Origin of the sequence: Rhizorhapis suberifaciens (assembly GCF_014200045.1) — a bacterium.
Taxonomy (GTDB): Bacteria; Pseudomonadota; Alphaproteobacteria; order Sphingomonadales; family Sphingomonadaceae; genus Rhizorhapis; species Rhizorhapis suberifaciens.
This window is the reverse complement of the sequence record NZ_JACHOV010000003.1, coordinates 23960-49297: the sequence shown is the minus strand read 5'-3', so window position 1 is coordinate 49297 and position 25338 is coordinate 23960. Positions and strand designations below refer to the sequence as shown.

General features: G+C 59.3%; 22 protein-coding genes, 1 pseudogene and 1 riboswitch. Of the genes and pseudogenes, 10 read left to right on the top strand and 13 right to left on the bottom strand.

Features of this window, described 5'->3' with window-relative positions:
• The 5 genes from HNQ99_RS04465 to HNQ99_RS04445 form a co-directional block, all read right to left on the bottom strand.
• Nucleotides 1–915, bottom strand: coding sequence for an SDR family NAD(P)-dependent oxidoreductase (locus tag HNQ99_RS04465; protein WP_184474450.1), 915 nt, complete (start codon nucleotides 913–915; stop codon nucleotides 1–3).
• A gap of 54 nt (nucleotides 916–969) precedes the next feature.
• On the bottom strand, nucleotides 970–3213 hold the full coding sequence (locus tag HNQ99_RS04460; protein WP_246414512.1) for a PQQ-dependent dehydrogenase, methanol/ethanol family: 2244 nt from the start codon (nucleotides 3211–3213) through the stop codon (nucleotides 970–972).
• The gene (locus HNQ99_RS04455; RefSeq protein ID WP_184474449.1) at nucleotides 3210–4091 is read right to left on the bottom strand and encodes a hypothetical protein; all 882 of its coding nucleotides are present in this window, start codon (nucleotides 4089–4091) and stop codon (nucleotides 3210–3212) included. The genes HNQ99_RS04460 and HNQ99_RS04455 overlap by 4 nt, the downstream gene beginning before the upstream one ends.
• A 130-nt stretch (nucleotides 4092–4221) precedes the next feature.
• The gene (locus tag HNQ99_RS04450) at nucleotides 4222–5712 is read right to left on the bottom strand and encodes an aldehyde dehydrogenase (protein WP_184474448.1); all 1491 of its coding nucleotides are present in this window, start codon (nucleotides 5710–5712) and stop codon (nucleotides 4222–4224) included.
• A gap of 77 nt (nucleotides 5713–5789) precedes the next feature.
• Nucleotides 5790–6305: a MarR family winged helix-turn-helix transcriptional regulator gene (locus tag HNQ99_RS04445; protein WP_184474447.1), complete on the bottom strand. Its 516-nt coding sequence runs from the start codon at nucleotides 6303–6305 to the stop codon at nucleotides 5790–5792.
• A 279-nt stretch (nucleotides 6306–6584) separates the two neighbouring features.
• Between HNQ99_RS04445 and HNQ99_RS04440 the strand changes: the two genes are divergently transcribed.
• On the top strand, nucleotides 6585–9044 hold the full coding sequence (locus HNQ99_RS04440; RefSeq protein ID WP_246414509.1) for a TonB-dependent receptor: 2460 nt from the start codon (nucleotides 6585–6587) through the stop codon (nucleotides 9042–9044).
• A gap of 276 nt (nucleotides 9045–9320) precedes the next feature.
• Here the strand turns inward: HNQ99_RS04440 and HNQ99_RS04435 are convergent.
• The 3 genes and pseudogenes from HNQ99_RS04435 to HNQ99_RS04425 all read right to left on the bottom strand — a co-directional run bounded on the left by HNQ99_RS04435 (nucleotide 9321) and on the right by HNQ99_RS04425 (nucleotide 11726).
• Nucleotides 9321–10904: pseudogene (locus HNQ99_RS04435) on the bottom strand (amino acid permease).
• A 119-nt stretch (nucleotides 10905–11023) separates the two neighbouring features.
• A complete protein-coding gene (locus tag HNQ99_RS04430; protein WP_184474446.1) occupies nucleotides 11024–11401 on the bottom strand; it encodes a histidine triad nucleotide-binding protein in 378 nt (125 codons plus the stop codon).
• Between the two features lie 4 nt (nucleotides 11402–11405).
• The gene (locus tag HNQ99_RS04425) at nucleotides 11406–11726 is read right to left on the bottom strand and encodes a phosphoribosyl-ATP diphosphatase (protein ID WP_184474445.1); all 321 of its coding nucleotides are present in this window, start codon (nucleotides 11724–11726) and stop codon (nucleotides 11406–11408) included.
• 175 nt (nucleotides 11727–11901) lie between these two features.
• Between HNQ99_RS04425 and HNQ99_RS04420 the strand changes: the two genes are divergently transcribed.
• Nucleotides 11902–12072 carry a hypothetical protein gene (locus tag HNQ99_RS04420; protein WP_184474444.1) on the top strand — a complete coding sequence of 57 codons (171 nt, stop codon included), beginning with the start codon at nucleotides 11902–11904 and terminating at the stop codon, nucleotides 12070–12072.
• Nucleotides 12073–12382: 310 nt separating this feature from the next.
• Here HNQ99_RS04420 and hisF read toward each other — a convergent pair whose 3' ends face one another.
• The 4 genes from hisF to hisB form a co-directional block, all read right to left on the bottom strand.
• On the bottom strand, nucleotides 12383–13150 hold the full coding sequence (gene hisF / locus HNQ99_RS04415) for an imidazole glycerol phosphate synthase subunit HisF (protein WP_184474443.1): 768 nt from the start codon (nucleotides 13148–13150) through the stop codon (nucleotides 12383–12385).
• A complete protein-coding gene (gene hisA, locus HNQ99_RS04410) occupies nucleotides 13147–13881 on the bottom strand; it encodes a 1-(5-phosphoribosyl)-5-[(5-phosphoribosylamino)methylideneamino]imidazole-4-carboxamide isomerase (RefSeq protein WP_184474442.1) in 735 nt (244 codons plus the stop codon). Before hisA ends, hisF begins: the two co-directional genes overlap by 4 nt.
• Nucleotides 13882–14051: 170 nt before the next feature.
• Nucleotides 14052–14672, bottom strand: coding sequence for an imidazole glycerol phosphate synthase subunit HisH (gene hisH / locus HNQ99_RS04405; protein WP_184474441.1), 621 nt, complete (start codon nucleotides 14670–14672; stop codon nucleotides 14052–14054).
• Nucleotides 14669–15265: an imidazoleglycerol-phosphate dehydratase HisB gene (gene hisB, locus HNQ99_RS04400; RefSeq protein ID WP_184474440.1), complete on the bottom strand. Its 597-nt coding sequence runs from the start codon at nucleotides 15263–15265 to the stop codon at nucleotides 14669–14671. The genes hisH and hisB overlap by 4 nt, the downstream gene beginning before the upstream one ends.
• 81 nt (nucleotides 15266–15346) lie before the next feature.
• On the opposite strand from hisB, the gene HNQ99_RS04395 reads away from it, so the two are divergent.
• The 7 genes from HNQ99_RS04395 (at nucleotide 15347) to HNQ99_RS04365 (ending at nucleotide 22355) form a co-directional block, all read left to right on the top strand.
• On the top strand, nucleotides 15347–15823 hold the full coding sequence (locus tag HNQ99_RS04395) for an SspB family protein (RefSeq protein ID WP_184474439.1): 477 nt from the start codon (nucleotides 15347–15349) through the stop codon (nucleotides 15821–15823).
• A gap of 160 nt (nucleotides 15824–15983) precedes the next feature.
• Entirely contained in the window at nucleotides 15984–17372 is a 1389-nt protein-coding gene (fumC, locus tag HNQ99_RS04390) for a class II fumarate hydratase (protein WP_184474438.1), read from the top strand.
• Between the two features lie 56 nt (nucleotides 17373–17428).
• Nucleotides 17429–17689 (top strand): hypothetical protein, encoded by a 261-nt coding sequence (locus HNQ99_RS04385; protein WP_184474437.1) that lies wholly within the window; start codon nucleotides 17429–17431, stop codon nucleotides 17687–17689.
• A gap of 85 nt (nucleotides 17690–17774) precedes the next feature.
• The gene (gene gmk, locus HNQ99_RS04380; protein WP_184474436.1) at nucleotides 17775–18416 is read left to right on the top strand and encodes a guanylate kinase; all 642 of its coding nucleotides are present in this window, start codon (nucleotides 17775–17777) and stop codon (nucleotides 18414–18416) included.
• A gap of 89 nt (nucleotides 18417–18505) precedes the next feature.
• Nucleotides 18506–19069, top strand: a complete 564-nt coding sequence (locus HNQ99_RS04375; RefSeq protein ID WP_184474435.1) for a hypothetical protein — start codon at nucleotides 18506–18508, stop codon at nucleotides 19067–19069.
• 39 nt (nucleotides 19070–19108) lie between these two features.
• Nucleotides 19109–19220, top strand: a riboswitch (TPP riboswitch).
• 54 nt (nucleotides 19221–19274) lie between these two features.
• Nucleotides 19275–21116 (top strand): phosphomethylpyrimidine synthase ThiC, encoded by a 1842-nt coding sequence (gene thiC, locus HNQ99_RS04370; protein WP_184474434.1) that lies wholly within the window; start codon nucleotides 19275–19277, stop codon nucleotides 21114–21116.
• 135 nt (nucleotides 21117–21251) lie between these two features.
• A complete protein-coding gene (locus HNQ99_RS04365; RefSeq protein WP_246414506.1) occupies nucleotides 21252–22355 on the top strand; it encodes a bile acid:sodium symporter family protein in 1104 nt (367 codons plus the stop codon).
• Nucleotides 22356–22359: 4 nt separating this feature from the next.
• On the opposite strand, the gene HNQ99_RS04360 is transcribed toward HNQ99_RS04365, so the two are convergent.
• The gene (locus tag HNQ99_RS04360; protein ID WP_184474433.1) at nucleotides 22360–24453 is read right to left on the bottom strand and encodes a malate synthase G; all 2094 of its coding nucleotides are present in this window, start codon (nucleotides 24451–24453) and stop codon (nucleotides 22360–22362) included.
• A gap of 289 nt (nucleotides 24454–24742) precedes the next feature.
• Between HNQ99_RS04360 and HNQ99_RS04355 the strand changes: the two genes are divergently transcribed.
• Nucleotides 24743–24901: a hypothetical protein gene (locus HNQ99_RS04355; protein WP_184474432.1), complete on the top strand. Its 159-nt coding sequence runs from the start codon at nucleotides 24743–24745 to the stop codon at nucleotides 24899–24901.
• The last annotated feature ends 437 nt before the right edge of the window (nucleotides 24902–25338 follow it).

Below are 25338 nucleotides of genomic sequence, written 5' to 3'. Positions count from 1 at the left end.
TCAGCTAAGATCCTGCAGGCTGATCGTGCCGCCCGCGGCAGCGGCGCGATTGGCCTTTCGCCGCAATGCTTCGATGCGCAGCCGGCCTTCCGGCGCATCCTCCTTGGGAAGCGCCGCGACGGATGCTTCGTAGATTTCTAAAAAGTCCTCGGCAAACTCCGGATGGGTAAGGATCAGCGGCCGATTCCCGGTCATACCAGCCAGCGTCTTCCGCCCGACTTCCTGCGGTTCCATACCGATGTCAAAAGCGGCGGAAAAACCTTCCAATTCCTCACGCTTGACTTCGCCCAGCCCGCTATCTGCATATCCGCTCGGGCGTTTTAGCGCACTGTCCCAGGCGTTGGTCCTCGTAAGTCCTGGACACATTAGCGACACGCCGATGCCATGGGAAGCGAGGTTGTAGCGCAGGGATTCGGTGAGGCCCCGCACCGCGAATTTGGATGCGGTGTAGATGCCCGCCTGCGGCCCGGGCAGGAAAGCCGCCATGCTGGCGACATTGACGACATGCCCGCCTTCGCCGTGGGCCTTGAGCTTGGGTATGAAGCTGACCAGCCCGTTCACTACTCCGCCGAAATTGACCCCCATGATCCAATCATAATCGCCATAGGTTGCTTCGTCAGTGGGACCGAAAACGCTCACTCCCGCATTGTTGACAAGGACATGCACCTTGCCGAAATGCGCCTCCACTTCCTCCGCGCACTCAGCGAAACGGGTCCGGTCCGTCACGTCCAGCTTGACGAAAAGCGGCGCGTCGTGGCCATTCTCCACGAACCAGCGGCGGGCTTTTGCGCGGTAATCCTCATTGCGGTAGCTTAGGGCCAGCCTCATGCCGACACCCGCAAATGCGCAGGCAATGCCAAAGCCAATGCCGGACACTCCGCCGGTTATGAAGGCCGTTTTGCCTTGCCAGTCCATGGGCGCGTCCTCTCATTATCCATGTGTTTAGCGCGGATATGTACCCGTCACACGTCAATAGCTTGACAATATGGCAAGGCTGGGTGTGTCGAGCGGCTTGCCTTGCGCCTTGAGTGCCATGTCGCGAGTTCGCTTTTTCTTCTGCTCATCAATCAGATAGGCATGGATTGCATCTGCATCGCTGTCCGACAATATATCGTCCCAACGCGGCATGCCGTTGGGCAGTAATAGGCCCCCCAGAACGATCTGCTTGAAGGCTTCATGAGTCCCCGTCTGCATCCGCGTAAGGTCAGGCGAGATTGAGCGGTACTGGTTGCTGTGGCAAATCGCGCAATTTGACAAAAACAGGCCGCGACCCTGCCCAATCATAGCAGGCGTTACGCCGGGGGCCTGGACCGGCGGTTCAGGCGCGACTTCCAGGGGAGGGAGCTCTTCGGGCAACGGGACGGAACCTCCATCCAGTTTGAAGACCAGTATCCGACCCTGATTGCCATATTTGTAGGCCGCGCTGTTTCGCGCGACATAGGGCCAGCCCCCGCCACCCCAGCCAGCCATAACCGCGATATATTGGACGCCATCCACCTTGTAGGTCATCGGTGCCGCCATGATCGAAGCGCCGGTCTTGACGCTCTTCAGCAGCTTGCCCGTTCGGGCGTCATAGACATTGAAGTCGCCAGTGATAGATCCTTGAAATACCAACCCGCCGGCGGTGCTGAGCACGCCCCCGCGATCCTGCCAGCTTGATGAAGGCTGCGCCCACGCGGTTTTGCCAGTCAAAGGATCGATGGCGCGAAGTTCATGAATGGCAGGCGTTTTCTTCACCCTTTCCAGTTCCGGAGAGGCTTCGACCGCAGCCTTTATCGACGGAGGCAAGGTCGGAAGTGCCGCGATCAGGTCTGGAGTAAAGATCAGGGCCGCGTCGTTATTAAGCGCCCTCGCCTTGAATGGCATCGGCCGATGACCCATGAACAGCAAGTTTCCCATGTCCAATATGGATGCATAGAATAGGCCTGTCTGGGGATTATAAGCGCCTGGTTGCCAATTGCGTGCGCCGGGACTGCCTGGAAATACGATTTTGGGCCCGTTGCTGTAATCGGCCTTTTCTGGCGTTAACCTGGGTCGGCCGGTCTTCAGGTCCACGCCGTTGGCCCAATTCTGATGGACCAGCGAATGCGCGCGGAGCAATTTGCCGTCACGGCGATCAATGACGTACAGAAACCCGTTTTTGGGCGCGTGCAAGACGACTGGCCGCTTTTGGCCATCGACTTCCAAATGTGTCAGGATCATCGGCTGGGTCGCGGTATAATCCCAGCTGTCGCCCGGTGTTTCCTGATAATGCCATTTCATCCGACCTGTCTTGGGGTCCAGCGCCACGATGGATGACAGGTACAGATTGTCGCCGCCAGCAGGAGAACGGCGCTTGACGTGGTAAGGCCCACCATTGCCGACACCGATATAGACGCTGTCAAGTTCCGGATCATAGTTGATCGCATCCCAGACCGTGCCGCCGCCGCCAATGTCCCAGCGGCTATTGGGGTCCCAGGTTTTGAAGGCCTTATCCAGATCAGGACTTGCTTGGGGCCCTTTCTTGGGATCGCTCGGCACGGTGTAGAAGCGCCAGGCTATCTTGCCGGTGGCCGTGTCGAAGGCCGTAACATAGCCCCGGACATCATATTCCGCGCCCCCATTGCCAATGACCACGACATTGCCTGCAATTTCCGGAGCACCCGTAATGTTCACACCCCGGCTGTGGTCATCGACGCTGTCTGCTTTCCAAAGGACAGCGCCGCTTTTTGCATCGAGGGCGTAGACCATGCCGTCAAGCGCGCCGACAAAGACTCTGCCGTCCTTGACCGCGACGCCGCGATTTACCTGATCGCAACAGGCGGAGCGGTTCGCCTGCATGTCCACCTCAGGTTCGAACCGCCACAATTCCTTACCCGTCGCCGCGTTGAAGGCATAGACCCGGCCCAAATTGCCGCTGGTGTACATGATGCCATCAATGACGACCGGTGTGGCTTCCAGACCGCGATTGGTATCGAGCGTCACTTGCCAGGCAAGTCCCAGACGGGCGACATTGCCAAGGCTGATATCGGTCAGGCTGGAATGATGGGACTTGCCGATATCACCGCCCGGCGTGATCCAGTCGTCGCCTCCTCCTGTGGGCGCCCCAGACGCACATGCCGAAACCAGCATTGTCATTCCCGCCACCGCAGGAACCCAGTTCTTCTTCCACCGCTGGAAAAAGGAGAAAGGCCGAAGCTTCACCTTGGCCGTTAGGACGGGATACAGGTTCATTTCGATGCGTCCCAGGGACTGTGCATGTAATATGGCACAGTGATGAAGTTCGCCTCGATCTGACGAAGCATGCCGTCCTCAATCTTGAACAGTTCCATTATATAGAAGCTGTGTGGCCGTCGTACGGGTGACATCACCGTACGGCCGTCCGTCAACTGATATTCACCCAGGCGGCCGCTATGATCGATGAAGCCGCCCGCCAGCACCAACCCGCGCTCCTCATCCACCAAGGGATAGCGGCGGCCGCGCAAGCGGTCGTCATAGCGGTAGTTGCCCATTTTGAACTGCGCCTCGCAGCCCATGGCGGACACCGGCACAATCTTCGCAAATTCAGGATTATTGGTCGTCTGAACGCCATTTTCCACACGTTGGCAGTCCGGATGGAATTTGGTGTGCAGCGTACCGTCGTTTTTCTGCAACGTGCTGAAATAACCATCGGCCAGAGCGATCATCTGCTCGCGACTGACCCGCCGTTCGGATGCAACCACCTCATTCAGGATCGGCTTTTCCCAGTAGCGCGGATTTTCAAACTTGATGCCGCTATCAGACTGTCGAACCACCAATGTTTCGGCTTCAATGATACGCCCGTCATTTCCGACCTTCAGTCTCAGCGAAAAAGCGGATTCTTCAGTCGGTTCGGTAACGGTGCCGAAATAGCCCACCTGACCGGTTCGCACATCGGCAAAGCGCAATTGGTAAGGGCCGATGCCGGTGATCGTCCCCCACAATCCTTCATCTTGCGGCATTTCCACGTTGTTTTCGGTATAGCGCGCATGCTCGCCCCATTTCACCTTGTCAGAAGCACGCTCGGCAAGGGCTGCGAGATATGCGTCAAGCGCGGCATAGAGATAGGCGCGGTCGTGTGGGTTGGCTGTCATCGTCTTCCCCGTTTGCGCGTTGGCCGGTTGATGGACTGCAGTCAGGAGGGCCATGGCGCAAAGACCGATTGTGGACAGAAAACGCGCTGCCAAGTTCGTTCCTCTTCTTTTGCGGTCTTTTCGACGAAGATCAGACGAGCGCGCCAGACGGCATGTCGTCCAGCAATATGGTCTTCATCTCTGTATAGCTCAGCAGGCCCGGCAATCCTCCCTCCCGGCCCAGCCCTGATTGCTTGAAGCCGCCGAAGGGCAGGCTGAAGTCGGCCCGCATGCCGTTCTGACCTACACCGCCCGTGCGGACGCGCCTCGCTATGCGATAGGCTTCGTCAGCATCGTTGGTCAGCACCGATCCGTTCAGGCCATAATGGCTGTCATTGGCGATACGAATGGCGTCCTGTGTGTCTTCGCATGGAATGAGGCTGAGAACAGGACCGAAGATTTCCTCCTGCGCTATGACCATGTCGTTGCGGACATTGGCGAACAGGGTTGGCTCGATGAAATAGCCGCGATTGAGGTGACTGGGGCGATTGCCGCCGGTCATCAAGGTCGCGCCTTCTGTTCGTCCTGTCTCGACAAAAGCCTGAACGCGCTCCAGTTGGCGCTCCATGGCCAAGGGGCCAAGCTGTGTGTCCGGAGCGTCGCTATAGCCGATCCGGACCTGCTTCATTTCGTCCGCTATCGCCTCGGCAAGCTCATCATGGCGCTTGCGCGGCACGATGACGCGGCTCAGCATCGCACAGATTTGTCCGCTGAACAGGGCGATCGTACTGGTCAGCAGCTTGGCGGCTGCCTCTGTCGGAAAATCGTCGAGCAGGATCGCGGCCGACTTGCCCCCCAATTCCAATGTGCAGCGGGCGACGCGTTCACCGCAAACGCTGCCGATGCGCTTGCCTGCCGTCGTAGAGCCTGTGAAGCTTACCTTGTCCACGCCAGGATTGCAGATCAGATGATGGGACGCTTCGCGATGGCCGCAGACAAGGTTGAGAACCCCGCCGGGCAGGCCCGCCTCTTCGGCCGCCTCGGCCATGATATATGCCTCGATGGGCGTTTCGGGCGAAGGCTTCATGATCACGGTGCATCCCGCGACCAGGGCGGCGGCGACTTTATTCGCCATGATCATATAGGGGCCGTTCCAAGGCGCGATGGCCGCCACGACGCCTACCGGCTCACGCACCAGGAAAGCGCTGTGCGCGACGGGCGAGGGCACCTTTTCGACAAAGCCAAACTCCTCCCCAAGCGCCACGGTGCCAAGGAAGGCCGCCGTGCCTCCAGCGACCATGCCGGGGGCCATTGTGGCAAGGCCGCCGACCTGTTCCGTCCACGCCTTGGCAAGCTCGGGCTCGCGAGACTTCAGTATTTCGCCCATCTTGCGGATATAGGCGATCCGTTCGGCCGGAGGCATGAAGGGCCAAGGGCCCCCGTCGAAGGCCGTACGCGCCGCTGCAACCGCGGCGTCCATGTCGGCGGCGCCGGCCTCCGATACCTGAGCAACCATCGTCTCGCTATTGGGAGAAATGACGTCGATTCGGCGGCCGGTACTGCTCTCCGCCCACTCGCCGCCAACGAATATCCGGTCCGGATGGCGCAGATTGATGCCTTGGGGCAGGGGAAAACCGCTCATGTCCACTCTCCTCAATGCCCATCGGTCTTATGCGATTCGGCTCATATGTCCAAGGATGGCAGACAATAACAATTGTTTCAATCGCGAGCGCTCATCTTTTTCTTCGGAGCACCGGATTCCGCCGGTTCCGACCAGGACTCGATCTGTCCATTTATCTTTGCGATCAGCTCCAGCAGCTTGGCTTGGTCGCCGCGGCGGATGGTCGAGAAGAAGTGCTGGGCGATCTGCCGGATGTCCGGGATCATGGATCCCAAAGCGTCCCAGCCCTGGTCATTAAGGCTGACCGGCCGCCGACGCCGATTCTCGTCATTATCCTCTCGCCGCAACCAGCTTCGCTCGTCCAGTTCCGCGAGTGCGCGGCTAACATTCATCGGCGGTATCGCCATCGTCTCCGAGATGTCGTGACCCGCAACAGGCCCTTCCCCTCCAACGCACATGAGGACCCGAAGTTCGTTCGTGGACAACCCATGCTTGATCGCGACCCCATCCCGCATCGGTCGGCTGATCATGCTCGAAAGCTTCAGCAGCGCGATCAGCAGCTCGACATCGGAGCCAAGATTTTCGGGCGACAAAATGTCGTCTCGATCTGTCATACTTTCCCCAAAACGGACATCGTCCACGTCGTTGTGCGGACGCCCGTCACCAAAATCAATAGCGACCTTGATCGGCTAATGCTCTCCCCGGCTGCAAGGGGGCGGCCGTTGCAGGAAGTCAACAATTTAAACCTCGGGACAAATTTTTGTGTGAACCCATACAAGCCCCTTGCATAACAAATAATTGTATGCCTTACTAACAATCGTGAGTGATTAGGTCGCTCCCGCTGAAATGAGCAAATGGCCGGGTGGTGGCGACATATTCTGGAGGGGATTGTCATGAATTCGCGTAATTTGCGCCACATATCCGCATATAAAATGGCCATGGTGCTGACTGGATCAGTGATGGCGCTTGCCGCATCAACCAGCGGCTTCGCACAAGAGGCGGAAGCTGTTCCTGAAGTGGGTGACATCATCGTCACGGCTCAATTTCGTGAACAGAACCTGCAGGATACACCGATCGCGATCACGGCAGTCAACGCTGAAATGCTGGAAGCACGCAGCCAGACCGACATTTCGAAAGTCGCCGACCAAGCGCCGAGCGTAACCATGAAGCAGGCCGGAGCGGCTTTTGGCCCATCCATGACAGCCTCTATCCGCGGCGTCGGCCAGTTGGACTTCAACCCGGCCTTGGAACCGGGCGTGGGCATGTATATCGACGATGTCTATTATGCCACTTTGACCGGCTCGATGTTCGACCTGCTCGATCTTGATCGGGTGGAAGTCCTGCGCGGCCCGCAAGGCACGCTGGCGGGCAAGAATTCAATCGGCGGTGCGATCAAGCTATTTTCAAAAAAGCCCCAGGGTGACGGTAGCGGCTATATCTCGGCTACTTATGGTAGCCGGAACCGGCTGGACTTCCGCGGCAGCGCCGACTTCACCATTGCGAAGGACCTCTTCGCACGGGTCTCTGGTGTGTATAAGGACCAGGACGGCTATGTCGACCGGCTCGACTATGGCTGCCTGTTCCCCACGAGCGGCATTCCTGCCACGCGTCCGGCGGGACACTGCAAGGTCAGCGAACTGGGCGGGGTAGGCTATAGAGCGCTGCGCGGCATGTTGCGCTATGCACCTTATGAAGGGCTCGATATCACCGTTATCGGTGACTATACCAAGGATTCCCGTACTGTTGCGGGCGGCGTCCTTCTGAACGGCAACAACCAAAACCCAAATGTGGCCGTGAATGGCATTCCTTTGGATAACCGCTTCATTTGTGGACGTTATTGCACCTATTCGGATTTTGCCAATCCTGCAGGAACCTTCACGGCAAACTTCGTGAACACACCTGGCGGGCCTCAGCCCGTCCCCTGGTTCGTGCCCCCTGATTTCACGGTCGATTTTCCCTTGGCAGCCAGCGGAGGCAATGACCGAAGCGAATATGAGGGGTGGGGCGTTTCGGGCCAGATTGACCTTGACCTCACCGATAATCTTTCGATCCAGTCCATCACGGCTTATCGTGAATATGATACCGCGTGGAACAATGATGACCAACAGGCCCCGGTCTCGGCTGCCTTTGGTGAAAGTGATTTGAGTCACTGGTTTGTCAGCCAGGAATTGCGCCTGAATGGCAAAATTGGGGATAGCATCAATTTCACTCTTGGCGGCTATTATTCGGATCAACGCACGACTTATTTCACGCTGCAGGACATTCGTTACGCGCCAATCCCGTTGCAGTTTATCGGCAATGATCCCGTCAACGCGGACACGAAGGCTGGCTTTGTCAATGTAAGCTGGCAGGCCACCGACGCGCTGTCTATCAATGGCGGCCTGCGCTATTCGAAGGAGTCGAAGGACTATACCTTCGTGCGGCTCGCCTATGATGGCGTAAATCCCAACCCGTTCCTGGGCAGTCTCAATGGGGTGGTTGGCCGTTATTCGGGCGACAAGTGGGATTATCGACTGGCCGTCGATTATCGCATCTCGCCGGAACTGCTGGTCTATGCTTCGACGTCCACCGGGTTCAAGGGCGGCGGCGTTGGACCTCGGCCGTTCAATGCCGCGCAAGTCCAGCCCTTCGATCAGGAAACGCTTACCGCTTATGAGGTCGGCGTCAAAAGCGATCTGTTCGACCGTAAGGTTCGCCTGAACCTGGCGGCATTCTTCAATAAATATAAAGATATTCAGTTGACCTTGCTGTCCTGTCCCCAATTCGGCGGACCAGGGCCTTGTGCCCTGCCGCAGAATGCGGGTGACGCCGACGTCAAGGGCATTGAACTGGAAACGACCATCAGGCCGGTGGACGGATTGTCGATCGATGGATCCGCCAGCTATCTGGATTTCGAATATAAGTGCGTCAATCCGGCGGTGGCGGGTCTGCCTGCGGGGCCTTGCTCCAGTGACCCTGCGATAATCGCGACGGCGGTCAATCCGCGGTCGCCCTTCACGCCGAAATGGAAATGGAGTGCCGGCATACAATATGAAGCGCAATTAGGCAGTGGTGCGGGGACCCTGACACCGCGTTTCGATGCGGCTTTTCAAAGCGCCATCTTCACCAATGCCGCTCCATCACCGGCAGGCATTCAGGAACTTGCGGTAATCAAGGGATATACGGTCGCCAATGCTCGCCTCACCTGGCGAAATGAAAAGGAAGATCTGGAGATTTCAGGGGAGGTCACCAATCTCTTCGACAAATATTACTTCAACACGACCTTCGACCTGACCGGAGCGGGGGCGGGCATCACGAGCGGCTATCCTGGCCGGCCACGGGAGTGGGCGGTTTCGGTGAAGAAGAAATTCTGATCCCGATCATCTATAACAAACAAACGAAAGGGCGGCCTCACAGCCGCCCTTTTTTTTTGTGCAGACTGGTTTGAGCCGATCAGGATCATCTTACAGCGGGTGCCATTGATCTGAATTAATGCCCGTTCGTTTCGAGCGAAGTCGAGACACGCCCACGCTTGGCCACCGTCTCTCGACTTTTTATCCCGAGCGCCTGCCTTGCAGGCCGCAAGGGGCTCGGGACAAACCTTCGCCCTAAGAGGGTCATGCTCCAGCCGCCCTGGCCCCTGGAGCCAATCAAGCCTCCTTGCCGCCGGGCGTGGGCGCTCCGGGAAGCGGCGGGACCGGTTGGGGCGGGACGTCGCGGTCATCTTCATGCACGTCGACAATGCCGCGCCCGACATGGCTCTTGCGATACCCATAGAGATAATAAAGAACCAGACCGATGCCTCCCCATACGGGCAGAACCATCTTGGCTTCGAATGGCAGGTTAAAATACAGACCGACGCAGCCGATGATAGCCAAGGGTGCGACCAGCCACACAGCGGGTGTGCGGAATGGTCGCGGACGCGCTGGATCGACGCGGCGCAGGATCATTACCGAAAGCGCAACCATGAAGAAGGCAAAGAGCGTTCCGGAATTCGAAACATCGGCAAGCTGACCCACCGGAAGGAACGCCGCGGCTACCGCTACAAACGCGCCTGTGATTGCGGTAACGACATGGGGGGTCTTCCACCGGGGATGCACGGTCGCAAGCTTTTCGGGCAACAGACCGTCCCGCGCCATCACGAAGAATATGCGTGTTTGCCCGAACAGCATCATCAGAATGACTGAAGGAAGCGCCAGAAATGCGGCAAGGCCGATTAGATTGCCAATCTGACTCCATCCCAGCTGCCGCAATACATGGGCCAGCGCTTCGCGTGAACAGACGAGCGGATCCGTACCCATGGCGGCAAGGCTCTTGCACTGATCGGCAAGGGCGACGGTGCCGGGCGCAAGGACTTCTCCACCCGGTCCGGTGACCGGTTATGCGCCGATCGTCCCGATCGCGCCTGCGGCCACCAATATGTAGAATATCGTACAGATGCCAAGCGACCCGATCAGGCCGATGGGGACGTTGCGCTGCGGGTTTTTCGTTTCTTCGGCGGCGGTGGAAACGGCGTCAAAACCGACATATGCAAAGAAGATCGAGGCGGCGGCACCAATGACCCCAAGCCCGCTGCCGCCTGTTCCCGTCCAACCATTAGGAGCGAAGGGATCGAAATTCGCGCCCTTGATCATCGGGATGGTGATGGCCACAAAAACGGTAAGCGCCACGACCTTCACGGCAACAAGGGCGGCGTTGACCCTTGCGCTTTCAGTGGTTCCGATCATCAGCAGCCAGGTGACCAGCAGCGCGATGATAAACGCCGGCAGATTGACTATGCCGCCTGCATAGGGTCCGGTCGCCAGGGCCGCTGGCACTTCTATCCCCAGTGAACTTTTGATCAGCCCTACGAAATAGCCGGACCACCCGACCGAAACAGCGCTCGCCGCTACCGCATATTCCAGCACGAGCGCCCAACCGACCATCCAGGCCAAAAGTTCACCCATGACGGCATAGGTATAGGTGTAGGCCGACCCGGAAACCGGCACCATGGACGCCAGCTCTGAGTAGCAAAGCGCAGCCACCGCGCAGACGAAGCCGGCGATCATGAAGCTAACCATCATGCCCGGGCCGGCCTTTTGCGCCGCTTCGGCCGTTAACACGAATATTCCTGTTCCGATAATCGCACCAACCCCAAGCAGCGTCAGCTGCACAGGGCCCAGTGTCCGGACCAGCGCCTTCTTTTCCGCGGTGGCAAGAATGGCGTCGAGCGATTTAACGCGGCCAAAGATCATGTGTTTGTGTCTTTCTGCACAAGGCGCGCCGTCAGGCCCGCCATCCCCTATGCTACAGACACTATCGTGAAATTCCGACCGCGCAAGTATATTACAAGCCGGGTAATGGACCGCTTACATTACCGCGCGAGCATTGGGCCAAGCGGCCTTCCGGCAAAGATATGCACGTGCAGATGCGGCACTTCCTGATGGCTGTTTGTTCCGGTGTTGGCCAGCAAGCGGTAACCGCTGTCTACCAGGCCACGCTCCCGAGCGACCATACCTACCGCTCGGATGAAGCCCGCCACTTCCGCGTCGGAAGCCTTGGCCGAGAAATCGTCCCAGCTCACATAAGCTCCCTTGGGGATTACCAGGATGTGGGTTGGTGCCTGGGGATTGATGTCGTGGAAGGCAAAAGCGAAGTCGTCCTCATAGACCTTCTTGCACGGAATTTCCTCGCGCAGAATCCTGGCGAAAATATTATTGTCGTCATAGGGTTGGGTCGCGTCGACTGGCATGGCTCTATTCCGCCTTTCTCGATGCTTTTTCGTCAATACCGGAAACGCCCTCACGGCGATCAAGCTCCTTGAGCACGTCGTCGAGGGACAGGTCCATGTCGTTCAAGAGGACGGCCAGGTGGAACAGAAGGTCCGCGGCCTCGCCGATCACGCCCTTTGCATCGCCTTGCATGGCGGCAATGACGGTTTCAACCGCTTCCTCACCGACCTTCTGCGCGATTTTGGTTCGACCCTTGGCGCGTAGCTTCGCAACGTAAGAAAGCGCCGGGTCAGAGACCCGGCGCTCCTTGATGGTATTTTCCAGTCGCTTAAGGGTTCCGCTCATATCCGCAATTGGGACATGCCCCCCGGACCCGTCAACTGGAAAATCTTTGGCCCACCGCCAAACTGATTACTTGCCTGCTTTTTTTGCGGCGCGCTTGCGGCTGCCATGACGGCCGACCAGAAGGCCGACGACGCCCGCCGCAAAGAGCGCAAAATCCGCAGGCTCGGGCACGGCGGTGCCGCCGCTTGATCCGCCCGAAGACCCGCCGCTGCTCGAGCTCGTGGAAGACGAAGACGAACTTGAGCTGGAAGACGATGATGAAGACGAGCTGGAGCCGCCAAAGCTGCTGCTGCCTCCTGACGAAGAGCTTGTGGAGCTGCCGCCATCATGGCCGCATCCAGGATAATGCTTGTGCCCCCACCAGCTACCGGTCGCCTGTGCCGGCGCAGCGCTCATCATCAAAACTATAGGTAACAGAAACGAAGCTTTGCCAACCAACATCGATAACCCCCTTATCGAACAATATATATCGACAGAAGCAATGCATCAGGCGTGCCAAGTTCCTTAAGATGGTGCATTTTCAGGGGGTGTAATAGTTAACGTTGCCGAACGGAATTTGGTTAATGTAAAAGCGCTCGACATTAACCATCTCTGGACCGCGCAGCCGACAGAACAGGATGAGGCGTGGCTACAATCTGAACGATTGAATTGCGGGCTCAGCGTAAAGAGCGCGTCGGAAGCCCGGCTGCCGCCAATGCCGCATGGGCCTCGGCTATGCTGTGCTGGCCAAAATGGAAGATCGAAGCGGCGAGCACTGCGCTTGCATGACCATCGATCACTCCCTCCACCAGATGCTGAAGCGTGCCAACCCCGCCGCTGGCTATCACCGGCACCGATACAGAGTCGGCAACGGCCCGGGTCAATGCCAGGTCATAACCCCGACGGGTGCCGTCCCCGTCCATGGAGGTGACCAGCAATTCGCCTGCTCCAAGCTCCGCCAGCTTGACGGCGTGGGCGAGGGCATCAATGCCGGTTTCCCTTCTTCCGCCATGGGTGAAGATCTCCCACCGCCCGTCACCGACCCGGCGTGCATCGACACTGGCGACGACGCATTGGCTGCCGAAGCGATCGGCCAGCTCGGCCACGAGCTCCGGGCGCGCCACGGCGGCACTGTTCACTGCCACCTTGTCCGCTCCAGCCAGCAACAAGGCGCGCGCATCCTCGACCGAACGCACGCCGCCGCCCACTGTCAGCGGCATGAAACAAACCTCGGCGGTCCGCCGCACCACATCCAATATGGTGCCCCGCGCTTCATGGCTCGCGGTGATATCAAGAAAGCAAAGCTCGTCCGCCCCCGCCGCATCATAAAGCCGGGCCTGCTCCACGGGATCGCCCGCGTCAGCCAGGTCAACGAAGTTGACGCCCTTCACCACGCGCCCATTGGCGACGTCCAGGCAGGGAATGACGCGGGTGCGTACCGTCATGTCGCCGCCGCAACGGCCAGGGCCGCCCCCAGATCCAGCCGGCCATCATAAAGCGCGCGGCCGGTAATGACGCCCTCAATTCCGTCCTGAACATGCAAGCTCAATATGCGAATATCGCTGATCCCCGCAACGCCGCCGCTGGCGATCACCGGAATGTCCGTGGCGCGGGCAAGATCGACGGTGGCGTCGACATTGCAGCCTTTCAAAAGCCCGTCGCGACCCACATCGGTGAACAGCAGTGCGGCGACCCCCGCATCTTCAAATCTGCGCGCCATGTCAGCAACCGGCATGTCGGACTTTTCGGCCCAGCCCTCAGTGGCGACGAAACCGTCACGCGCGTCCACCGCCACCACGATCCCCCCGGGGAAATCCCGGGCCGCATCGCGAACGAATTCGGGGTCCTTTAGCGCTGCTGTCCCGATTACAACGCGCGAAACGCCCAGATCGAACCAACGCTCCACAGCCGCGCGGTCGCGAATGCCGCCGCCCAATTGCACATGGCCGGGGAAAACGTCGATTATGCTTTCGACCGCCCGCGCATTGACCGCCTTTCCCGCAAACGCCCCATCCAGATCGACGACGTGCAGGAAACCCGCTCCCGCCTGCGCAAACAGCATCGCCTGCGCGGCTGGGTTGTCGCCATAAACCGTGGCGCGATCCATGTCGCCTTCGGCAAGGCGTACGATCTGACCCCCTTTAAGGTCGATGGCCGGAAAAACGATAAGACTCATAATTTGCCCTTAAAGCCCCCTGCCCCGTGCGGGGGAGGTTGGGGGAGGGGGTGAGGCGAAGCCTCGCGCCCGCCAAAAGGCGCACTCACCCTCTCCAATTTTGTCCGGCCGGTAAACCGAAGGCTCTCCATATCCTCTCCCGTCAGGGGCGAGGAAATTCAAATAGGCCATCACGGATGCCACTTCAGGAAGCGCGCCAGAAAGTCCAACCCGTAGCTCTGACTCTTTTCGGGGTGGAACTGCACACCGATGATGTTGTCGCGACCGACCGCCGCAACCAGCGGTCCGCCATGATCCGTGCGGGCGAGCACATGGGCCGCCTCGGCCGCATCGAAATGATAGCTGTGGAGAAAATAGGCTTCCCCCCGCACGAGTAACGGATGCTGGCGTGTCAGCGTCACATCGTTCCAGCCCATATGCGGCACCTTGATCGCCGGGTCCTGCGTTTCGATTATCCGCACCGTGCCAGGTATCCAGCCCAACCCGTCATGACTGCCATGCTCCTCGCCTCGCTCGGCCAGAAGCTGCATGCCGACGCAGACGCCTAAGAAAGGGACTGCGCGGTCCAATACAGCCTCTTCCATCGCCTCGACCATGCCGGCCACCGACCGCAACGCATCGCGGCATGCACGGAATGCGCCAACGCCAGGCAGCACGACCCGCGCCGCGCCCCGAACCAGCGCTGGATCGCTTGTCACTTCGACATGCGCCGCGCCTGCTTTTTTCAGCGCATTATAGACGGAATGAAGATTGCCCGCGCCATAATCGACAAGGGCTACGATGCCGGTCATTGCCCGCCTAACATGCCTTTGGTCGAAGGAATGCTGTCCGCCTTGCGCGGGTCGATCTCGACCGCGATGCGCAATGCGCGCGCCAGCGCCTTGAAGCAGCTTTCGATGATATGGTGATTGTTGACGCCATAGAGGGTTTCGACGTGCAACGTGATCCCCGCCGACCCGGCAAAGCTGTGGAACCAGTGTTCGAACAGCTCTGTATCCATTTCGCCCAGGCGCGGCGTGGAAAATTCCGCTTTGAAAATAAGATATGGCCGGCCGCTGATGTCGAGCGCGCAGCGGGTCAGCGTCTCATCCATTGGTGCGTAAGCGGAACCATAGCGCGTAATGCCTTTGCGATCCCCGAGCGCCTTCGTCACCGCTTCGCCAATGGCAATGCCAGTATCTTCGGTCGTATGATGCTGGTCGATATGCAGGTCACCCACCGCCTTGACCTTCAAGTCAATCAGCGAATGGCGCGATAGCTGTTCCAGCATATGGTCAAGAAAGCCAATGCCGGTCGAAATCTCATATTCGCCGGTCCCATCGAGATTGAGTTCGACGTCGATCGACGTTTCCGCCGTCTTGCGATGGATTTCCGCGCTGCGCATGGCGTCCCTATAACGGCAGAATCATAGCATGCAATAACGTCGGCGCTTGACGGCCCCGATGTCCGCGTTACGAAGGCTAGCATGAGCGACGACCTGCCCGACAGCCTGATTCACTATGACGAGATCGTGCAGGAGGCGCTGAGGGCCGTAGTTGGCCGCGTCCTGGGCGAAGTCGAGTCGCAAGGAGGACTGCCAGGCAGTCACCATTTCTATATCACTTTCAAAACCGGCGCTCCAGGCGTTTCGATACCGAAACATTTGACGGAACGTTTTCCCGACGAAATGACAATCGTGCTCCAGAATAAATTCTGGGACCTGAAGGTCGGCCATCAGGCGTTCGAGGTCAGCCTGACCTTCAACCAGGTTGCGGCAAAGCTGATCATACCCTTCGCCGCCATTACGGCTTTCGTTGACCCGGCCGTGAACTTCGCGCTTCAGTTTCAGGTCCAGGGGGGCGGTGAAGAACCCGAACCGCACGAAGAGGCTGAAAATGATGGGCCAACGATGGACGATGATGGCTCCAACGTCGTGACGATCGATTTCGGCAAAAAGAAATAGGAACCGCGCGGGGCTGGTTTCCCGGCGCATTGAAGCCCATATCAATTTCTCTGCCATGTTTTCCTTTGAAGCAGGAGCCGAGGAGATACTGGCGCAGCGCTTGTGGCTCCTGGACTTCTCCCTTCGAAGGAGAGCAAAACCAGGAGTTCCGGAGAGCGTCATGCCCGAAACCCGCACCGAAAGTGATTCCATTGGGCTCGTCGACGTCTCCGCGGCCGTCTATTGGGGCGCTCAGACGCAACGGAGCATCGAAAATTTCCCCTTCGGCACTGCCGAACGCATGCCCATCGGCATCATCCATGCTCTCGCTATCGTCAAGCAGGCCGCCGCCAGGGTAAATGCCCGCCATGGCCTCGATAGCAAAATCGCCACAGCCATTGAGGAAGCGGCCATTGCGATCCGTTCGGGCGAGCTGGACGATCAGTTTCCCCTGGTCATCTGGCAGACGGGATCGGGCACGCAATCCAACATGAATGTCAACGAAGTGATTGCCGGCTATGCCAATGAGCAACTGGCCGGCAAGCGCGGTGGCAAGCATCCCGTCCATCCCAATGATCACGTCAACAGCGGTCAATCGTCCAATGACAGCTTTCCCACCGCTATGCACATTGCAGCCGCGCGCGCGCTTCACGGTCAATTGCTCCCTGCCCTGACAAATATGCACAGCCGCCTTTCTGAACAGGCGGAGCGTTGGGCCGGGACCGTCAAAATCGGCCGCACCCATTTGCAGGACGCCACCCCCCTGACACTGGGCCAGGAATTTTCCGGCTATGCAGCCCAAATTTGCGCCAATATCGAAAGGCTATGGGATGTGCAGCCGCGCCTCCATGCGCTGGCGCAGGGCGGCACGGCGGTGGGTACGGGGCTCAATGCGCCCCACGGTTTCGATGAGAATGTGGCGAGGGAAATCGCCGCGATTACGGGTCTACCCTTTACTGCCGCGCCCAACAAGTTCGCTGAACTTGCCGCCCATGACACGCTGGTGGAGCTGTCAGGCGTCCTCAACACGCTTGCGGTTTCGCTGACGAAGATCGCAAACGACATTCGCCTTCTGGGATCGGGGCCGCGCTCGGGCCTGGGGGAATTGGAGCTTCCAGCCAATGAGCCCGGCAGCTCGATCATGCCCGGCAAGGTGAATCCGACTCAGTGCGAAATGCTGACGATGGTTGCAGCGCAAGTGATCGGAAACCACGCTGCAGTTACAGTCGGAGGGTTGCAGGGTCATTTGGAACTGAATGTATTCAAACCTCTCATCGGTGCGAATGTGCTCCGATCGCTGCATCTGCTTGCGGTCGGCGTGGACAGTTTCGTGGAACGGACGTTGGACGGTCTTCAACCCAACAGGGCGCGGATCGAAGAGCTTGTCGACCGCTCGCTGATGCTGGTAACCGCCCTTGCTCCGGAAATCGGCTATGATAATGCTGCCAAGATCGCCAAGCACGCTCATGATACCGGGCAGACGCTGAAGCAAGCGGCGCTCGACCTCGGTCTGGTTGACGCCGCCACTTTCGACCGGACGGTGCGGCCTGAAAAGATGGTGGGCGGATAGATTGCGCGGAACCCTCTCCGCTTTATATTTGCTGGGCTAAATCACGGGAGGAACCATTGGTTCTGCACAAAATCGCCACCGCCCTACTCGCCAATCATGTAAAATCCGAAACCGGCAAGGCGGGAGCAATAGGCATGTTGGCGGGACTCGCGGCAACGACGGTCCTGCGCCGATCCGTCCCCGGTGCAATTGTCATCGGCGGGGTAGTGGTCGCTCGACAGTTGATCAAGATGAAGCGGAGCGCCGATGCAAGACGGTCGGCTGAGGCCGAAGGAGAGGCTGCCGCCAAAGCCGCCGAGGAAAAGCATTCGGTGTAAAAAGCCGTTCCTTCCGAGCGGCGCTGACCGACCTGCTTGATCGCTCCCCCTTGACCTTCACCCCGGCCTTGCGTCACTAGCGGCCATGGCAATCAGTGATCCGCCCGTTCGCCGGGGTCTCCTTTTCGTCCTTTCCTCACCCTCAGGGGCGGGCAAGTCGACCATTGCGCGAAAGCTGCTTGAAGCGGACGATCATATCGCCATGTCCGTTTCCGCCACGACCCGTCCGATCCGGCCGGGCGAGGTCGACGGGGTGGATTATCACTTCGTCAACGAACAGGCGTTCAAGAAAATGGCCGCCGACGGCGCGTTTCTGGAATGGGCTCATGTCTTCGGGCATCGTTATGGCACGCCGCAAGCGCCGGTGGAGGAATCCCTGGCCGCCGGCCAGGACGTGCTTTTCGACATCGATTGGCAGGGCGCGCAGCAATTGTACCAGCAGGCAGGCGGCGACGTCGTGCGCGTCTTCATTCTGCCGCCGTCGATGAAGGAGCTGGAACGCCGCCTGCGCTCCCGCGCTACCGACAGCGATGAGGTTATCGCCGCCCGCATGGAACGCGCAGCCGCCGAAATCGGGCATTGGGACGGTTATGACTATGTCCTCATCAACCGCGATCTTGATGGCTGCTTTGAGCAGGTCAAAACCATTTTGGCCGCCGAACGCCTCCGCCGCAGCCGCCAGACCGGGCTGATCGGTTTCGTGCGGAGCCTGACCAAGGGAGGGTGACGGGTTGGGAATGTCGCCTCTTATCCCAACCCATTGACCCCGCCGAATAATCGGCTCACCCTTCGCTCCTAATAGCAGGAGGGAATGCCATGATCAGGACGATCCTTGGTGGCCTTGCGGGCGGCTTAGCCATGTATCTGGTGGGTTTCGTCTTCTGGGGCACACCGCTCAGCCGCATTGCCCTGTCCAAGGCCGATGACATGCAATCCGCGGTAATTCAGCAGGCGCTTGCCGCCAATCTTACTCAGAACGGGACCGGTACTTACCCAATTCCCTGGCCCGGCACCCCGGCGGGCACGACGCTTTATGGCAAAGGCCCCACCGCGATGGTGCATTTCAACACGAGTGGCTTTCCCGTGAGCGATAGCGGGGCGCTGCTAGCGGGCTTGATACTTGCCATGATCTGTGCCTTGATCATTGCCTTCGGCCTGCGCGCGGCAGGCCCTTATTTCAGTGACTTCGCCAGCCGTGCGAAGCTCGTCATTGCCTTTGCCGTCGCGATTCCGCTGTACATCCATATTGGCCAGCCCATCTTCAATCACGCACCCTGGAGCTATTTTATTTACAGCTTCCTGGCCGATGGGCTGGGTTTCATAGCGGCCGGGCTCGTCATCACGCGCTGGTTTATGGCCGAGCGAAGGCCGCTGGAGTAGATTCACACTTCCCCCGCCGCTTCAATCTGCCTACAGTCGCGCCCATCCCCGGGGGACCGTCCACAGACGGTTGAGAGGCGGCTGATGTGGCCGCGACCCGCTGAACCTGATCCAGTTGATACTGGCGGAGGGAGTGGGCGCATGGAGCCAGTCCGGGACTGGCGAGTACGGCCACCGGTTCTCCCCGCCACTGAGGAGAGACAAGATGGCAGACGTCCCCGCGCGCACGGAACTTAAAGTCACTACTGGCCCCATTCGCGGCAGCCGCAAGATTTACGTGGGCGAGCGCAAAGTTGCCATGCGCGAAATCGCGCTGGAGGGCGGAGAGGCTCCGGTGCGTGTCTATGACACTTCGGGCCCCTACACTGACCCGCAAGCCCATATCGACATCATGGCTGGCCTGCCGGCGCTCCGCCGCGATTGGATATTGGCAAGGGGTGATGTCGAAGATTATGACGGCCGCGCGATAAAGCCCGAGGACAATGGCCTTTCCGGCCCCGATCGCGCCAAGGGCGTTGAGCCCTTCCCCAATGTGGTCCGGCGCCCGCTGCGTGCGAAGCCCGGCATGAACGTCAGCCAGATGCACTATGCCAAGCGGGGCATCATCACGCCGGAAATGGAATATGTAGCGGAGCGTGAGAATCTCGGCCGCATGCGCCTCGCCGAATATGTCCGCGACGGCCAGGATTGGGGCGCTTCGATCCCGGATTATGTGACGCCCGAATTTGTCCGGGACGAGGTGGCAAAGGGCCGTGCCATCATCCCTAACAATATCAATCACCCGGAATCAGAACCGATGGCGATCGGCCGCAATTTCCTGGTCAAGATCAACGCCAATATCGGCAATAGCGCCGTCGCCTCCTCGGTTGCGGAGGAAGTGGAAAAGATGGTCTGGTCGATCCGTTGGGGCGCGGACACCGTGATGGACCTGTCCACGGGCCGCAATATCCACGACACGCGCGAATGGATTTTGCGCAACTCGCCCGTACCCATCGGCACGGTGCCGATCTATCAGGCGCTGGAAAAGGTCGGCGGCATCGCCGAGGATCTCACCTGGGAAATCTTCCGCGACACCCTGATCGAACAGGCCGAGCAGGGTGTCGATTATTTCACCATCCACGCGGGCGTGCGCCTGCCCTATATCCCGATGACCGCCAAGCGCGTCACGGGTATCGTCAGCCGGGGCGGGTCGATCATGGCCAAATGGTGCCTCGCCCATCACAAGGAAAGCTTCCTCTACGAGCATTTCGACGAGATCACGGAAATCATGAAGGCCTATGACATCGCCTATTCGCTGGGCGATGGCCTGCGCCCCGGATCGATCGCCGATGCCAATGATGAGGCGCAATTCTCCGAACTCTATACGCTCGGCGAACTCACCAGGCGCGCCTGGGAACAGGATGTGCAGGTAATGATCGAAGGCCCCGGTCACGTGCCGATGCACAAGATCAAAGAAAATATGGACAAGCAGCTCGCGGCCTGCGGCGAGGCGCCTTTCTATACACTAGGGCCGCTAACCACCGATATTGCGCCGGGATATGACCACATCACCAGCGGTATCGGTGCCGCCATGATCGGTTGGTATGGCACGGCGATGCTCTGCTATGTCACCCCCAAGGAGCATCTGGGCCTTCCGGACCGGGACGATGTGAAAGTCGGTGTCGTCACATACAAGCTGGCTGCCCACGCCGCCGACTTGGCGAAAGGCCACCCCGCCGCCAAGGTCCGCGACGACGCGCTCAGCAAAGCCCGCTTCGAATTCCGCTGGCGCGACCAGTTCAACCTGTCGCTCGATCCGGATACGGCGGAGCAATATCACGATCAGACGCTGCCTGCGGAAGGTGCGAAAACCGCGCATTTCTGCAGCATGTGCGGCCCGAAATTCTGCTCGATGAAGATCACGCAGGAGGTGCGCGACTTCGCGGCGAAGCAAAATCAGAGCGCAGACGCCTTCCTCGCGGCGGAAGAGGCTGAGAAGGGCATGCAGGCAATGAGCGAGAAGTTCCACGAAAAGGGCGGGGAGATTTATCTGCCGGCTGCGGAGTAAACTTCCGGCTGAGGAAGCCATTTGGATCGGCTTCCTCAGTCCTTTCCAGACTCTTCTTCTCGCCACCAGCCCATGTGAATGTTTGGCAATAACCAGATATGTCCCATGTTACGCGCGCGAGCAGCGAGCCCGAAGATGAGCTGGCTGATTGGTTTCGTCGGCATGTCGTCTCCGCCTGGGGCGTCGGGGCTAATCACTGGCGCGGGGGAAAGGTTTGCTGAAGGATTTGGCAAGGAAAAGATGAAGCTCGACTGGTTTTTGATCGGCATGTGCGTTGCCATAGCTTTGGCTTTCTTGGGTCCGGAGCTTGGCGCGGGCGATGGGCCGCTTCACCTTGGGCTGATAACTGGCCTTGGCATTGCCTTCATCTTCTTCCTGCATGGAGCCGCGCTTTCGCCTGCCGCGCTTCGGTCCGCCGCCGCTAATTGGCGGCTTCACCTTCTGATTCAGCTGACCACTTTTCTATTGTTCCCGGCACTTGGCCTGCTGGTCTATTTCGGCCTGCCTGCTGTCCTGGGTGTGGAGATAAGGCTTGGCATTTTCTTCCTTTGCGCCCTGTCCTCGACCATAGCCTCCTCCGTCGCGCTGACGGCGTTTGCCAGGGGCAATGTGCCCGGAGCGGTTTTCGATGCGACGCTGTCAGGCTTGCTGGGTATGTTCCTGACGCCCATGCTGATCGGCCTGGTCGCAGCGGCAGGAGCGATCGACATTCCCATCTTGCCCTCGATCATCGGCATTTTGGTGAAGCTGTTCCTGCCCTTCGCGTCGGGTCAGATCGCGCGACCTTTCCTGGTAGGGGTACTTGGACGCCATAGGAAGCTTGTGGGCAGGGCGGATCGGACGGTGATCCTGCTCATCATTTATTCGGCGTTCTGCGATTCGGTGCTGGCGGGGCTGTGGACGCGCTACAGTCCGCTTGTGATATTAGAGATATTCGCGCTCGTCGCCGCGCTGCTCGGCATTTCCCTGATCGCTGTGATCGCGGGCAGCCGGACTCTTGGCCTGTCGCATGCGGATGAGGTGGCGGCCGTGTTCTGCGGATCGCAGAAGAGCCTCGCCAACGGCGCGCCTATTGCTCAGATCCTCTTCGGATCATCGCCCATCCTAGGCATGATCATGCTGCCGCTCCTGCTATATCATCAGCTGCAATTGCTGGTGAGCAGCATGCTCGCGCGGCGTTATGCTGCATTTGCCGAAACCGACGCCGCAGCATTGGAGACCGCAGGAGCCCCGCGCTGAACTGTTAGCCGGTTGCCTTCACCCGCTGCCTGAACTTGTGCAGCAACGGTTCGGTATAGCCATTTGGCTGCGCAACCCCTTCGAAGACCAACGCTCGCGCGGCCTGAAAGGCGAGGCTTTCCTCTTCATGGCCCGACATGGGGCGGTAGAGAGGATCCCCGGCGTTTTGAGCATCGACCTTCGCCGCCATGCGCCGCAATGCGGCCTCGACCTCGTCGGCCGTGCAGACCCCGTGCAGCAGCCAATTGGCCATATGCTGAGATGATATGCGCAGCGTCGCCCGATCCTCCATCAGGCCGATGTCGTGGATGTCGGGCACCTTGGAACAGCCGACCCCCTGATCGACCCAGCGAACCACATAGCCCAATATGCCCTGCGCGTTGTTGTCCAGCTCATCGCGTATGTCTTGTTCAGACCAATTGATCCCCGATGCCAGCGGAATGCCAAGGAGCGCGTCCAGGCTTGCGACGGGCTCTCTCTTGCGTTCATCCTGCCGCGCGAAAACGTCGACGACATGGTAATGCGTCGCGTGCAGCGTGGCCGCCGTGGGGGAAGGGACCCAGGCGGTGTTCGCACCGGTACGCGGGTGACCGATCTTCTGGTCCAGCATATCGGCCATTCGGTCGGGCGCGGCCCACATGCCCTTACCGATCTGAGCCTTGCCGGAGAGGCCGCAGGCAAGGCCGATCTGGACATTGCGATCTTCATAAGCCGCGATCCAGCCGGACGTCTTCATCTCGCCTTTGCGGATCATCGGGCCCGCTCGCATCGAGCTGTGCATTTCATCGCCCGTCCGGTCCAGGAAGCCGGTATTGATGAAGACGATTCGGTCCTTCACCGCATATATGCAGGCAGCAAGGTTGGCCGAAGTGCGTCGCTCCTCATCCATCACTCCGACCTTGAGCGTATGCCGATCAAGCTCCAGCAGATCCTCGATCGCGTCGAACAGGCGATTGGTAAAGGCCGCTTCCTCCGGACCGTGCATCTTCGGCTTGACGATATAGATGGACCCGGCACGGCTGTTCACGAAGCGCCCTTGGCGTTTCACGTCGTGAAGCGCGATGAGGCTGGTGACGATGCCGTCCAGTATGCCTTCCGGCGCTTCCGATCCGTCCGGCATCAGCACCGCAGGCGTCGTCATCAAATGGCCGACGTTGCGCACAAATAAAAGGCTTCGGCCGGGCAAGCTGAAAGGCGTGCCGTTCGCCGCCGCATAAAGGCGGTCTGGATTAAGACGGCGGGTCATCATTGCGCCGCCCTTCTCAAATCGCTCCTCCAGATCGCCTTTCATCAGGCCCAGCCAGTTGGAATAAGCAGCGACCTTGTCCTGAGCGTCGACGGCAGCGACCGAATCCTCCAGATCGACGATTGTCGAAAGCGCGGCTTCCAGCACGACATCGGCAAGCCCCGCGGGATCGTACCTGCCAATTGGATGAGCCCGATCGATCACCAATTCGATATGCAGGCCATTGTGGCGCAAAAGGATATTGTCGCCAGCGTGGCCGATAAGCTGCGTCGGGTCGGCCAGAATTGGCTTGTCGCCGGTCCAATCCGCCCAGCTTCCCGATAGCAGGGGCACGGATTGATCGAGGAACGTTTTTGCCCAGGCTATTACCTGTCCGCCTCGCTCGGGATCATAGCCTTTGCCCTGGGGCGTTCCGGGGATCGCATCAGTACCATAGAGGGCGTCATACAGGCTGCCCCAGCGGGCGTTGGCGGCGTTCAGGACGAAACGGGCGTTGAGGATCGGCACCACCAGTTGCGGCCCGGCCATTGTCGCCAGTTCGGCATCGACATTCTGGGAGCTAATGGCGAACGGAGCCGGTTCCTCGACCAGATAGCCGATTTCGCGCAAGAAGGCTTGATAGCCGGCCATGTCGACTGGCTGTCCGGCACGCTCATGGTGCCATGCATCGATTTTGGCCTGTATGTCATTCCGCTTGATCAGCAGCGCAGCATTTTCCGGCGCAAAGCGGGAAAATATCGCCGCCGACCCGCGCCAAAAGGCGTCCGCTGCGATTCCAGTGCCCGGCAGGGCGCGCCGTTCGATGAATTCCGCCAACTCCGCGGCAACCAGCAAACCTGCCTTGTCGATCATGCCCATCGTAATTCTTCTCCACCCTGCACCACAACATGTCGGCATATATTTGGTAGGTGACCATTGCCGCCAACCTGAATGCCGCGCTTAGTTCATGTTCCTGGGGAGGATGGTGGCCCCTGCGGCGGGGGGTTTCAGGAAGCGGGCACGTCCTATTTCGGTCGTTGCCCATCCGTCATTTCAACCAGACTGAAACTGCGCGCGTTGTTGAAAGCCATCTCTAGTCCGATGGCCGGACAGGTCAAGCGGGGAAAAACCCGATATCATCGGCATATTGCAGGCCGCATTCTTGCCGGCATGGATCAGCGACGGTTCCGAACCGGAAATACTTGCGCCAGACGACAGCCGGTTTGGCCGCGTCGTGGACTTTGTCGATCGTATGACACGGGATCAGGGACTTTCCGCTCGCTTCCGAATCCAGGGCGGCGAGGTCATCATCTCGGGTTGATATCTCCTCAAGGTCAAACAATCCGAATGACGTTGCAGATCGTGCGCGACTGGGTGAACCGGCGTCTATGCGCGCCGGGTTTCGTTGGGGTCGTGGCGGGTTCAAACCTTCTGAGAGAGGATTTTGGTGACCCCTACGGGCACCCGGTAGCCGTGGCAAGGTATTGAATTTACTTCGATATCTGTTCGAAGTGGAATCGTCATACCATCACAAATGCCATCTGTCCACTGAGCTCCTATGGGCCGAAAGGACATTGTGCGACCGATGGCGGAGCCCTCTTGGCAACCGGGCAAGTGCCCTCGGGTTACATATAATCGAGCAGCCTACTTGGATCGACGCCGGGAAACTCGCGGCGATTTGGGCAGACATGTGACCAAAACCCTGCTTTCGCCGGCCGCGTGATCCAGCGGCCGGCGAAAGCAACCGGCGAATCCTCA

Bases quoted from the DNA above. Each gene is read 5' to 3' on its own strand.
- HNQ99_RS04425 (WP_184474445.1), bottom strand. From the start codon at position 11,726: ATGAGCGGAACCCTTAAGCGACTGGAAAATACCATCAAGGAGCGCCGG.
- thiC (WP_184474434.1), top strand. From the start codon at position 19,275: ATGGCAGACGTCCCCGCGCGCACGGAACTTAAAGTCACTACTGGCCCC.
- HNQ99_RS04430 (WP_184474446.1), bottom strand. From the start codon at position 11,401: ATGCCAGTCGACGCGACCCAACCCTATGACGACAATAATATTTTCGCC.
- HNQ99_RS04365 (WP_246414506.1), top strand. From the start codon at position 21,252: ATGAGCTGGCTGATTGGTTTCGTCGGCATGTCGTCTCCGCCTGGGGCG.
- HNQ99_RS04395 (WP_184474439.1), top strand. From the start codon at position 15,347: ATGAGCGACGACCTGCCCGACAGCCTGATTCACTATGACGAGATCGTG.
- hisA (WP_184474442.1), bottom strand. From the start codon at position 13,881: ATGAGTCTTATCGTTTTTCCGGCCATCGACCTTAAAGGGGGTCAGATC.
- HNQ99_RS04360 (WP_184474433.1), bottom strand. From the start codon at position 24,453: ATGATCGACAAGGCAGGTTTGCTGGTTGCCGCGGAGTTGGCGGAATTC.
- HNQ99_RS04440 (WP_246414509.1), top strand. From the start codon at position 6,585: ATGAATTCGCGTAATTTGCGCCACATATCCGCATATAAAATGGCCATG.
- HNQ99_RS04460 (WP_246414512.1), bottom strand. From the start codon at position 3,213: ATGAACCTGTATCCCGTCCTAACGGCCAAGGTGAAGCTTCGGCCTTTC.
- HNQ99_RS04375 (WP_184474435.1), top strand. From the start codon at position 18,506: ATGATCAGGACGATCCTTGGTGGCCTTGCGGGCGGCTTAGCCATGTAT.
- HNQ99_RS04445 (WP_184474447.1), bottom strand. From the start codon at position 6,305: ATGACAGATCGAGACGACATTTTGTCGCCCGAAAATCTTGGCTCCGAT.
- HNQ99_RS04455 (WP_184474449.1), bottom strand. From the start codon at position 4,091: ATGACAGCCAACCCACACGACCGCGCCTATCTCTATGCCGCGCTTGAC.
- HNQ99_RS04450 (WP_184474448.1), bottom strand. From the start codon at position 5,712: ATGAGCGGTTTTCCCCTGCCCCAAGGCATCAATCTGCGCCATCCGGAC.
- hisF (WP_184474443.1), bottom strand. From the start codon at position 13,150: ATGACGGTACGCACCCGCGTCATTCCCTGCCTGGACGTCGCCAATGGG.
- gmk (WP_184474436.1), top strand. From the start codon at position 17,775: ATGGCAATCAGTGATCCGCCCGTTCGCCGGGGTCTCCTTTTCGTCCTT.
- hisH (WP_184474441.1), bottom strand. From the start codon at position 14,672: ATGACCGGCATCGTAGCCCTTGTCGATTATGGCGCGGGCAATCTTCAT.
- hisB (WP_184474440.1), bottom strand. From the start codon at position 15,265: ATGCGCAGCGCGGAAATCCATCGCAAGACGGCGGAAACGTCGATCGAC.
- HNQ99_RS04465 (WP_184474450.1), bottom strand. From the start codon at position 915: ATGGACTGGCAAGGCAAAACGGCCTTCATAACCGGCGGAGTGTCCGGC.
- fumC (WP_184474438.1), top strand. From the start codon at position 15,984: ATGCCCGAAACCCGCACCGAAAGTGATTCCATTGGGCTCGTCGACGTC.